The organism is Xanthomonas sp. SHU 199 (genome assembly GCF_000364665.1).
In the GTDB taxonomy this organism is placed as follows: domain Bacteria; phylum Pseudomonadota; class Gammaproteobacteria; order Xanthomonadales; family Xanthomonadaceae; genus Xanthomonas_A; species Xanthomonas_A sontii.
On the sequence record NZ_AQOI01000083.1, the window covers coordinates 1 to 8875 of the forward strand.

The window sequence follows — 8875 nt, forward strand, 5'->3', positions numbered from 1 at the left end:
CGCCGGCGCCACGCGCGTCGCGGTCGCGGTCGCGGTCGGCCGGACGCGCCGGCGCCGGCGTGTCGTCCAGGCGCCGGGTCAGCGCGATGCGCTTGCGCGCCACGTCCACTTCCAGCACCTTGACCTTGACGATGTCGCCGGCCTTGACCACGTCGCGTGGATCCTTGACGTAGCTGTCCGAGAGCGCGGAGATGTGCACCAGGCCATCCTGGTGCACGCCGATGTCGACGAACGCGCCGAAGGCGGCGACGTTGCTGACCACGCCTTCCAGCACCATGCCCGGCTTGAGGTCCTTGATGTCCTCCACGCCGTCGGCGAAGCGCGCCGCCTTGAACTCCGGGCGCGGATCGCGGCCCGGCTTCTCCAGTTCCTTGAGGATGTCGCGCACCGTCGGCAGGCCGAACTTCTCGTCGGTGAACTGGTCCGGCTTGAGGCCGCGCAGGAAGCCGCCGTCGCCGATCAGGGCCTTGATCGGCTTGCCGGTGGCACCGACGATGCGCTCGACCACCGGATAGGCTTCCGGGTGCACCGCCGAAGCGTCCAGCGGCTCCTCGCCATCGGCGATGCGCAGGAAGCCGGCGCATTGTTCGAACGTCTTGTCGCCCAGCCGCGGCACCTTGAGCAGGTCCTTGCGGCGCTTGAACGGACCGTTGTCGTCGCGGTGGCGCACGATGTTCTCGGCCACGCTCGACGACAGCCCGGACACGCGCGACAGCAGCGCCGCCGAGGCGGTGTTGACGTACACGCCGACCGCGTTCACGCAGTCCTCCACCCTGGCGTCCAGCGCCCGCGCCAGGCGGTACTGGTCGACGTCGTGCTGGTACTGGCCCACGCCGATCGCCTTGGGCTCGATCTTGACCAGTTCCGCCAGCGGATCCTGCAGGCGCCGCGCGATCGACACCGCGCCGCGCAGCGACACGTCGAGCTGCGGGAACTCCTTGGCGGCGAACTCGGACGCCGAATACACCGAGGCACCGGCTTCGCTGACCACGATCTTTTCCAGCTTCAGCTGCGGATTCTGCTTGATCAGGTCCGCGGCCAGCTTGTCGGTCTCGCGGCTGGCGGTGCCGTTGCCGATCGCGATCAGCTCCACGCCGTGCTGCGTGCACAGCTGCCGCAGCGTGTGCAGCGACTGGTCCCACTGCCGGCGCGGCTCGTGCGGATAGATGGTGTCGGTGGCCAGCAGCTTGCCGGTGGCGTCGACCACCGCGATCTTGCAACCGGTACGGATGCCCGGGTCCAGGCCCAGTGTCACGCGCGGCCCGGCAGGCGCGGCCAGCATCAGGTCCTGCAGGTTGTCGCCGAACACCGCGATCGCCTCGGCCTCGGCCTTTTCGCGCGCCTGGTTGAACAGATCCAGCAGCAGGTGCATGTGCAGCTTGGCGCGCCAGGTCAGGCGACAGGCATCCAGCAGCCAGCGGTCGCCCGGGCGGCCCTGGTTGGCGATGCCGGCGCGCAGCGCGACGCGGCCTTCGGCGTACTGGTGGCCGGCTTCGGCCTCGCTGCCGGGATCCAGTTCCAGATACACGATCTCCTCGCGGCGCGCGCGGAACAGCGCCAGCAATCGGTGCGAAGGAATCTTGGCCAGTGCTTCGGCGTGATCGAAGTAGTCGCGGTACTTGGCGCCTTCCTGCTCCTTGCCCTCGGCCACGCGGGCGCGGATGACGCCCACCTCGCCCAGCCAGGTGCGCAGTTCGCCGACCAGTGCGGCATCCTCGCCCCAGCGCTCCATCAGGATCGCGCGCGCGCCTTCCAGCGCGGCCTTGACGTCGGCCACGCCCCTGTCGGCATCGACGAAGCCGGCGGCAAAGGTTTCCGGCACCTGGCTCGGATCGGCCAGCAGGCCATCGGCCAGCGGTTCCAGCCCGGCCTCGCGGGCGATCTGCGCGCGCGTGCGCCGCTTGGGCTTGTATGGCAGGTACAGGTCTTCCAGCCGCGACTTGGTGTCGGCGGCGACGATCTCCGCACGCAGTTCGTCGCTGAGCTTGCCCTGTTCGGCGATGCTGGCGAGCACCGCGGCGCGGCGCTCTTCCAGTTCGCGCAGATAGGTCAGGCGCACTTCCAGGTTGCGCAACTGGGTATCGTCGAGCCCGCCGGTGATTTCCTTGCGGTAGCGTGCGATGAACGGGACGCTGGCACCCTCGTCGAGCAGGGCGATGGCGGCGCGCGCCTGCGCCGGCTGCGCGCCGATCTCGGCGGCGATGGTGTTGGCGATCTGCTGGGCGAGCTGAGTGTCGTGCATTGCGTCCGGCCGAAGCCGCCTTGCGGAAAACCCGCATTTTCGCAGTGCGCGCGCCGCCGGGGAACCCGTTGACAGGCGCGCGCCAAGCTGGCGGCGTCAGGTGACGCCGTTCGGCCCGTCCAGCACCATGCGCACCTTGCGGATCAGTTCCTGGCGGTTGTACGGCTTGGCCAGCACCTCGAACTCGTTGCCGCCGGCATCGGTACGCTCGATCGAGGACTCGGCATAGCCGGTGGTCAGCAGCACCTTGATCTTGGGCCGGCGCCGCCGCGCCTCGCGCGCCAGCATCACCCCGTTGAGGCCGCCGGGCATGATCAGGTCCGAATACAGCAGGTCCACGTGCACGCCGGTGTCGAGCAGCTCCAGCGCCTCGCGCGCGTTGTACACCACGTGCGTGGCATAGCCCTGGTCGCCCAGGAACAGCCGCGCCAGCTCGGCGATGTCCGGCCGGTCCTCGACGATCAGGATGGTCTCGTCGCCCTGGCGATCGAACGGGCGGCGCGTGCGCGAATCGCGTGGGGCCATGTTCTCGACGTTGTCGTCGATCGGGAAGTACAGGCGCACGGTGGTGCCGTGGCCCTCCTCCGAATACAGGCGCACCGCGCCGCCGGACTGCTTGGCGAAGCCGTAGACCATGGACAGGCCCAGGCCGGTGCCCTTGCCCTCTTCCTTGGTGGTGAAGAACGGATCCAGCACGCGCGCCAGCACCTCCGGCGGCATGCCGCTGCCGTTGTCGGTGATCGACACGCACACGTAGTGGCCAGGCAGCAGGTTGTCGTAGGTGGTGGGTTCGTCCGCGCGCACCGAGACGTTGCGGGTCTGGATCACCAGACGCGGCGCCGGCTGGTCGGCCATGGCGTCGCGCGCATTGATCAGGATGTTGAGCAGCGCCACTTCGGCCTGGGTCGGGTCGATCCGGCAGTTGCGCAGGTCCGGCGACAGCTCCAGCGAGAACGCGATGCCGTCGCCCAGCGTGCGCTCGGCCACATCGCTCATCCCGGCCACCAAGGCATTGAGATTGAGCACGCGTCCTTCCAGCTTCTGCTTGCGCGCGAACGCCAGCAGCTGCTGGGTCAGGCGCGCGGCCTGGCCGGCGGCATCGCGAGCGCGGTCCACGCTCTTGCGCAGCAGCGATGGATTCAGCGGGTCGCTCTCGACCGCGTGCTCGATCAGTTCCAGATACCCGGACATGACCTGCAGCAGGTTGTTGAAGTCGTGCGCGATGCCGCCGGTGAGCTGACCCAGCGCCTCCATCTTCTGCGCCTGGCGCAGCGCGTCCTCGGCATCGCGGCGACGGCTGACGTCCAGTTGCGAACCGAAGAAATACACAAGCTCGCCGCGGTCGTCATACACCGGGGAGATATACAGCGCGTTCCAGAAGCTGGAACCGTCCTTGCGGTAGTTGAGGATCTCCACCGCCACTTCGTCATGCGAGGTAATGGCGTCGCGGACGCTGCGCACGGTCTCGCGATCGGTGTCCGGCCCCTGCAGGAAGCGGCAGTTATTGCCGATCAATTCCTCGCGACCGTAACCGGTCATTTCCAGGAACGCGCGGTTGACGAAGATGATCGGATTGTCCGGCTGCCGCGGATCGGTCACGATCATCGGCATGCGCGTGGTCTGCACCGCAGCGAAGAAAATATCGCTGCGCTGATTGGACATGTCGGTGGGGGCGTTCGGGTCGACGGTCGTCGGCGGCGCCGGGTTGTTGCTGATTTCTGGTGCGGGCATGGTCGGTGGCAGGTCGATGCGAACCGTCGCTGGCCCGCCTAGGCGGGCGGCCACACCGGGGTTCGCACGCCGGCGTCAACGCGAATAATACCTGTGCAGGCGTTCTACCACGATATCGTCCTGCAGCGACTCCAGCGCCATGATCCGCACCTGCCGATCGCTCAATGCCAGCACGCGCTCGACATAGATCTCCGGGCCTGCCTCGGTTTCCTTCATGGACTTGCGGAACCCGTAGGGCACGACGCCCTTCTCTCCGTCCTTGCTGCCACCGATATACAGAACGACCGACATGACGCTTCCTCTACAGGGAATTCGTGGAACTGGCGCGCACCATACACAGCGCCATGTGAGGGACTTCTGCACCGAGATTAATCGCGGCTGTTTGCCCGAACATGACGTCCGCGGCGGCTCACGCAGACTTAACCGGACCTGCGCCTAAGTCGCACATCCTTTCTGCGCCGGGGCGTCATGGATCTCAAGAGCGGTTATCCCTTCTGGTCGGTCCGCAACGGCCTGATGCAGAGCTTTCCGCAGCTGCGCGACGACGTGCGCTGCGATGTCGCGGTCGTCGGCGGCGGTATCACCGGCGCCTTGATCGCCGAAGAACTAAGCGCGCACGGGCATGCCGTGACGGTCCTGGAGCAGCGCGACATCGGCTGGGGCAGCACCGCGGCCAGCACCGCCCTGCTGCAGTACGAGATCGACACCCATCTGATCGATCTGGCCAAGCGCTATGGCGAACCTGCCGCCGCCCTCGCCTACGGCGCCTGCGCGCAGGCGCTGGAGCAGTTGCGCGACCTGGTCCGGCCGCTGCGCGATGTCGACTTCGGCTGGAACGACAGCCTGTACTACGCCAGCAAACGCCGCCACGTACGGGTGCTGCTGGAAGAACTGGAAGTGCGCGCGCGACACGGCCTGGACGTGGAATGGCTGGACGCGCAAACGCTGGACGCGGACTACGGCCTGCAGGCGCACGGCGCGATCCTCAGCCACCAGGCGGCACGGGTGGATCCGTACCGCCTCACCTATCGCCTGCTCGGCCGCGCCTTCCGACGCGGCGTCGGCGTCTACGACCGCACCCGCATCGCACGGATCGTGGTCACTGGCCGCGGCGTGACCCTGCACACCGATCAGGGCGCGCAGGTGCGCGCCGGCCATGTGGTGATGGCCGCCGGCTACGCCAACCAGCACTGGCTGGATCAACGCGTGGCCCGCAACCGCAGCAGCTATGCCTTCGTCAGCGACCCGCTCGAGCCTTCCGTCCTCGGCCCATTGCGCGACACCATGATCTGGGAAAGTGCGCGGCCGTATCTATACCTGCGCAGCACCGGCAACGGCCGCATCGTCGCCGGCGGCGAGGACGACAGCGTGGACGTGCCGGCGCGCCGCGACGCGCGCGTGGACAGCAAGGCACGCACGCTGTCGCGCAAGATCGCCAAGGTGATGCCGGGACTGGAGCTGCAGCCGACCTTCGCCTGGGCCGGCACCTTCGCCGAGACCGAGGACGGCCTGCCGTTCTTCGGCCCGCACCCGCAGCACGGCCCGCGCGTGCAGTTCGCCATGGCCTACGGCGGCAACGGCATCACCTACAGCATGATCGGCGCCGGCCTGCTGCGCGCCCAGATCGAGCGGCATGCGCACCCGCTCAAGCGCCTGTTCGGTTTTTCCCGGCTCGACTGACCCGAGCCACCAACAAGCGCCACTGGTACATCCGTACGAATGGCTTCAGCCGCGACCGGGGCGTTCCCGGGAAAGCCCGTCGCGGCTGAAGCCGCTCCTGCGCGGCAACGTCGTGCATTGCGAAAGCAGCGGTTTGCGGACGCCACGCGCTCAACCCGTCCCCGGCCACCAACCCCGACCGTACAGCGCATAGCGATCGGCGGCGCGTTCCAATGGATTGCGCACGCTGACCCCGCCGCAGGCCAGGTACACCGGCAGGAACAGCGGCCCGAGCAGCATGTACTGCAGCACGTGCGCACGTTCGTGGTCGCCGAGCCGTACCGCAGGATGCCGGCAACGACCGGCAGCGTGTTCGTAGGTGGCGCAGGCCACGTCCAGATCGTCTGAGCTGAGCAGGATCACGTTGCCCAGCGTCATCGCCCCGCGTGGCCGCATCGGCACGCGTTCGAACACCAGCGCCAGTTCGCGTCGGCTGAAGCGCAGGCGCGCACCGAAGGCCAGCGCGATGGTCCCGACGAGCATGCCCAGGACAGTGTTCGGCGAGGTCCAGAGGACGCCGACGGCGATGCCGGCACGGCGCCAGACCCGCGACAGCGGCCGCGTCAATCGGCTTCGTTGGGAATCAGCAGCCACAGGATCAGATAGACCAGGATGCCGGGGAAGGCGGCCGAGACGATCGACCCGACCACGTACAGCACCCGTAGCAGGGTCGCATTCCAGCCGAAGCGGTGGGCGATCCCGCCCATCACGCCCGCGATCATGCGGTCGTTCAACGAGCGCGACAGCGAACGGGGTTGCGACATGGCAGCGGCTCCAGCGACGGCGGCCGGCTCACTCTACGCGCGCCGGCGCGGGCGCGGCGTGACGGCGCAATGCCGCCAATTGTTGCTCGAACCAGGCCGCCGCCTACTGCTCCGGCCGGCCAGGACAGGCGACACGGTAGGCGCTTCCGCTGACGCTGCTGCGGCTGGCGCCGCGCGCGATGAACTGCTCGGCGCTGTCCACCAGGTCGCGCGAACGCAGTGCCGCATACTTGCGCTGCAGATGCGCCTCGGCCTCGCGACCGGAGTACCAGGTCCCGTTGCGCTGGAACCGGCACGGCGAGGACTGCAACGCCGCCAGCAGTCCGCGGATTTCACGGTCGGCCGCGGCCGCAGGCGCAGCGATGCCGCGCTCCACGCTCAGCCAAGCCAGCGCCACCGCCAAGACGACGCCAGCAAGACGCGCCCCTGGCGGCACGACGCGTCGCCGCTGGCGCTCAGTGCCCGCCATCGCGCTCGGCCAGCCACTGATGCAGCGCCGCCGGCACTTCGCGTTGGGCGCGGCCGGAGACGTAGATACCGATATGGCCGCCGCGGAAACTCAGTTCGGCGTAGTCGCGGCTGCCGACCACGCCGCGCAGCGCACGCGACGCGTCCGGCGGCACCAGGTGGTCCTGCTCGGCATAGACGTTGAGCACCGGCATGGTGACCCGACCCAGGTCCACCGTGTGCGCACCGATGCGCGCGCGCCCGTGCATCAGCGCGTTGTCCTGATAGAACTGCTTGACGAACTCGCGGAAGGTCTCGCCGGCCAGATCCGGCGAATCGAAGATCCATTTCTCCATGCGCAGGAAGTCCTCCAGCGCCCGCGGATCGTCGAGGATGTCGAGCAGGCCGACGTACTTCTGCAGGTTCAGGCGGAACGGCTTGAGCATCAGGTAGCTGACGTTCATCAGGTCCGCCGGCACGTTGCCCAGCGTGTCCACGAACAGGTCGACATCGACCTGGCGCGCCCAGTTGGACAGCATGTTGTCCGGGGTGTGGAAATCCACCGGCGTGACCATGGTGACCAGGTTGCGCACCTTCTCCGGCTGCAAAGCCGCGTAGCACAGCGAGAACGTCCCGCCCTGGCAGATGCCGAGCACGTTGACCGGCGCGCCGCCGCCGGCGGAGCGCAGATGGTCCACCGCGCCGTCGATGTAGCGCAGCAGGTAGTCCTCCAGCGTCAGGTAGCGCTCGGAGCGGTCCGGGTAGCCCCAGTCCAGCACATAGACGTCCTCGCCCAGCGCCAGCAGCCCCTGCACCAGCGAGCGGTCGGCCTGCAGGTCGACCATGTACGGGCGGTTGACCAGGGCATAGACGATCAGCAGCGGCACCTTGGCGGTGGGCGGGCGTTCGCCGACGAAGCGGTACAGCACCACCTTGCCGTCGCGCCACACTGCCTGCCGCGCGGTGGCGCCGTAGTCCACCGTGTCCAGGCCCGGCAGCACGCGCAGGCCTTCGAGCAGCTTGCGCTGCAGTTCCAGGGTTTCCTGGACCAGATCGTCGCTGCTGAAACTCAGCGGCCCCTTCATGCGCGACTCCGGCGTGCCGCCGGCGTGGTCCCGGCCCGCCGCGACGTGGCGGCGGGCGTGGCCTTCGCTGGCGTGGCGGCGTTGGATTTGGATTTGGATTTGGGCGCGGCGGCTGCCGCCCGCACAGGGGCCGACTTGGCCGCGGTCTTCCGAGAGCTCTTCTGCGGCGCAGCCGGGGCCGGAGCAACCGGTGCAGGTCCGGCCGCGGCAGTCGCGCCCTGCCCTTCGCCGCGCTCCAGTCGCCGCAGCCGGCGTTCCAGGTCGGCGATGCGCCGATGCGCGGCATCCAGTTCGGTACGCGTGGGCAGGCCCACCTGCTCGCACACCTGCTCGGTCTCGCGCTGCAGCAGGGCGCGCAGGCGCATCTGCGCGTTCGCGACGTCGGCGTAGACCTGGCGGAACTCCGGCGACAGCGCGGCCGCCGCGTACGCTTCCTCGGCCGCGTCGATCCACAGATCAAACATCGCCCGCGCGTTGGTCAGTTGCCGGCCCGGATCCTCGTGCGCGCGCAGCTTCTCCTCGAACAGGCCGAAGGCGCGGTCGATGGCGCCCTGCAGCAGTCCCAGATAGGCCTGCAACTGCGCCTGATAGTCCTGCTGGGCCTTGGCCAGCGCCCGCCAGCGTGCCTGGTGATTGCGCGCCGGGCCGAACCCGGGCATCTGCAACCATGGGCCACTGTCGCGTTGCAGGCCCTGCAGCCACTGCGCCGCCTGCTGCAGCAAAGGGTCGATCCCGGCCTGACCGGCCCCGCGCACCGCACCCAGCAGCCACTGCAGCAATTGCTCGCGTTGACCCTGTACCTGTCGCTTCCAGGCGTCGGCGACGTCGGCACTGCTGGCGTCGCGACCGGCGAACTGCGCCGCCACCTGCTGCATCGCGCCGAGCCA

The 8875-nt window shown here is 68.7% G+C and carries 9 protein-coding genes; 1 reads left to right on the forward strand and 8 read right to left on the reverse strand.

What is annotated here, in order from left to right:
• From D183_RS0104150 to D183_RS0104160, 3 genes are all read right to left on the reverse strand, one after another.
• Nucleotides 1-2242 (reverse strand): Tex family protein (locus D183_RS0104150; RefSeq protein WP_017907882.1); only part of this gene is annotated, 2242 nt, incomplete at its 3' end.
• Between the two features lie 96 nt (nucleotides 2243-2338).
• Entirely contained in the window at nucleotides 2339-3973 is a 1635-nt protein-coding gene (locus D183_RS0104155) for a hybrid sensor histidine kinase/response regulator (RefSeq protein WP_017907883.1), read from the reverse strand.
• Between the two features lie 75 nt (nucleotides 3974-4048).
• Nucleotides 4049-4264, reverse strand: a complete 216-nt coding sequence (locus D183_RS0104160; protein ID WP_017907884.1) for a hypothetical protein — start codon at nucleotides 4262-4264, stop codon at nucleotides 4049-4051.
• Between the two features lie 177 nt (nucleotides 4265-4441).
• Here D183_RS0104160 and D183_RS0104165 point away from each other — a divergent pair, with 177 nt between their 5' ends.
• Complete coding sequence (locus tag D183_RS0104165; protein ID WP_017907885.1) at nucleotides 4442-5653, forward strand: NAD(P)/FAD-dependent oxidoreductase; 1212 nt, start codon at nucleotides 4442-4444, stop codon at nucleotides 5651-5653.
• 150 nt (nucleotides 5654-5803) lie between these two features.
• Here D183_RS0104165 and D183_RS0104170 read toward each other — a convergent pair whose 3' ends face one another.
• The 5 genes from D183_RS0104170 to phaE form a co-directional block, all read right to left on the reverse strand.
• A complete protein-coding gene (locus tag D183_RS0104170; RefSeq protein ID WP_017907886.1) occupies nucleotides 5804-6259 on the reverse strand; it encodes a hypothetical protein in 456 nt (151 codons plus the stop codon).
• Entirely contained in the window at nucleotides 6256-6456 is a 201-nt protein-coding gene (locus D183_RS0104175) for a PspC domain-containing protein (RefSeq protein ID WP_026144177.1), read from the reverse strand. The genes D183_RS0104170 and D183_RS0104175 overlap by 4 nt, the downstream gene beginning before the upstream one ends.
• A 103-nt stretch (nucleotides 6457-6559) precedes the next feature.
• The gene (locus D183_RS23970; RefSeq protein WP_017907888.1) at nucleotides 6560-6859 is read right to left on the reverse strand and encodes a DUF5329 family protein; all 300 of its coding nucleotides are present in this window, start codon (nucleotides 6857-6859) and stop codon (nucleotides 6560-6562) included.
• Nucleotides 6860-6911: 52 nt separating this feature from the next.
• Nucleotides 6912-7988, reverse strand: coding sequence for a class III poly(R)-hydroxyalkanoic acid synthase subunit PhaC (locus D183_RS0104185; protein WP_017907889.1), 1077 nt, complete (start codon nucleotides 7986-7988; stop codon nucleotides 6912-6914).
• Nucleotides 7985-8875, reverse strand: an 891-nt coding sequence (gene phaE, locus D183_RS23975; protein ID WP_017907890.1) for a class III poly(R)-hydroxyalkanoic acid synthase subunit PhaE, incomplete at its 5' end; no start/stop codon positions are given. The genes D183_RS0104185 and phaE, both read right to left, overlap by 4 nt.